Origin of the sequence: Mesorhizobium alhagi CCNWXJ12-2 (assembly GCF_000236565.1) — a bacterium.
GTDB lineage: Bacteria > Pseudomonadota > Alphaproteobacteria > Rhizobiales > Rhizobiaceae > Allomesorhizobium > Allomesorhizobium alhagi.
Genome location: NZ_AHAM01000324.1, coordinates 1 through 1,970 on the forward strand (window position 1 = coordinate 1; position 1,970 = coordinate 1,970).

1 protein-coding gene is annotated in these 1,970 nt (G+C 61.9%); it reads right to left on the reverse strand.

Translation table 11 applies throughout. From position 1 onward, the window contains the following. A partial coding sequence (locus tag MAXJ12_RS32860; RefSeq protein ID WP_008840556.1) for a phosphoketolase family protein occupies nt 1-1,848 on the reverse strand: 1,848 nt, incomplete at its 3' end. Nucleotides 1,849-1,970 lie beyond the last annotated feature (122 nt).

A 1,970-nucleotide genomic window follows, 5' to 3' on the forward strand; every position in this document is an offset into this window, starting at 1 on the left:
GTCCCAGATGCCGATCCCGGTCTCGCAATGCACCCGCGCCTGGTCGAGCGACAGCCACTGCCAGGCGGGCGCCTTTCCGGCCACGATGATGTTGATGCGGTCCCAGGTTCGCAGCACATGGTCCGTGACGCAAAGCAGCGTATTGGCGTCCGGAGGAAAATAGACGCGGACGATATCCGCCTTCTTGTTCAAGGCGACATCGACGAAGCCCGGATCCTGGTGGCTGAAGCCGTTGTGGTCCTGCTGCCAGACGTGGCTGGTCAGCAGATAGTTCAGGGAAGATACCGGCCGCCGCCATGGGATGTCGCGGCTCGCATCGAGCCATTTGGCATGCTGGTTGAACATTGAATCGACGATGTGAATGAAGGCTTCGTAACAGGAAAACAGGCCATGCCGTCCGGTGAGGAGGTAGCCTTCAAGCCAGCCCTGGCAGGTGTGCTCGGACAGGATTTCGAGGACCCGTCCGTCGCGGCCAAGGTTGGTGTCCTCCGGGAGGATGTTCTCCATCCAGGCGCGCTCTGTGACTTCGAAAACGTCCTGGAGGCGGTTCGAAGCGGTCTCGTCGGGACCGACGATGCGGAAATTGCGCGCCGCCGCGTTCGCCTGCATGACAGCCCGCAGAAAGCCGCCCATCAACCGCGTAGCCTCCGCCTTTTCCGCTCCGGGCCCGCTGACCTTCACGGCGTGCGAGCCGAGGTCTGGCATGGCCAGCGTCTTTCGCAGAACGCCGCCATTGGCATGGGGGCTGGCGCTCATGCGTCGCGTTCCGGTTGGCGTCGTTGCGCGGATTGCCGCGACGGGGCTGCCGTTGTTCTCGAAGAGCTCGTCAGGCTGATAGCTTCGGAGCCACTCCTCCAGCAGTCGCAGATGATCCGGGTTGTCGGCAAGGCCGGACAGAGGCACCTGGTGCGAGCGCCAGAAGCCTTCGGTCTTCAGCCCGTCGACCTCCTTCGGTCCGGTCCAACCCTTTGGACTCCGCAGCACGATCATCGGCCAGTTCGGTCTGCCTGCTAGAGGTTTCCCGTTACGCGCGTAGTCCTGGATAGCGCGGATCTTCTGCATGGCTGCGTCGAGAGCCGAAGCCATCCGTTCGTGCATCTCTGCCGGCTCGTCGCCTTCGACAAACAGCGGCTCGTGACCATAGCCGACCAGGAGCGAGCGCAGTTCGTCGGTTGGGATACGGGCCAAAATGGTTGGGTTGGCGATCTTGTATCCGTTGAGATGAAGGATCGGAAGCACGGCGCCATCGTGCACCGGGCTCAGGAACTTGTTCGAGTGCCATGCCGCCGCAAGAGGCCCGGTTTCTGCCTCGCCGTCGCCGATTACGCACGCGACGGTCAGGTCCGGATTGTCGAAGGCTGCTCCATAGGCATGCGACAGCGCGTACCCGAGTTCGCCGCCCTCATTGATCGACCCCGGCACTTCAGGCGCGGCGTGGCTTGGAATGCCTCCGGGGAACGAGAACTGACGGAAGAGCTTCTTCAACCCCGCCGCGTCCAGAGAGATGTCAGGATTGAGCTCGGTATAAGTGCCCTCCAGGTAGGTATTGGCCACCATTGCAGGGCCGCCGTGACCCGGTCCGCATATGTAAATCATGTCCGCATCCTGCAGCCGGATCACCCGGTTGAGATGGGCGTAGATGAAATTCAGCCCCGGCGAAGTGCCCCAATGTCCAAGCAGTCGCGGCTTCACATGGTCTAGCGTCAGCGGCTCGCGCAGAAGCGGATTGTCGAGAAGATAGATCTGCCCAACCGTAAGATAGTTCGCTGCACGCCAGTAGGCGTCAATGCTCGCGAGCTCTTGCCGGGAAAGGGTCGCGGGGGTGCCCGCTGCTGATTGGTTCGTCATCCTGGTCCTCCTTGTCAGTGTGTGCCGGGGGTATTTGACTTTTCAACCTTAGCGATCACATGGTGAAGTGCCTTGCTGCGTCGCCGGCCATCCGGTTTGTGCACCATTTCGCGTAGAAGCCG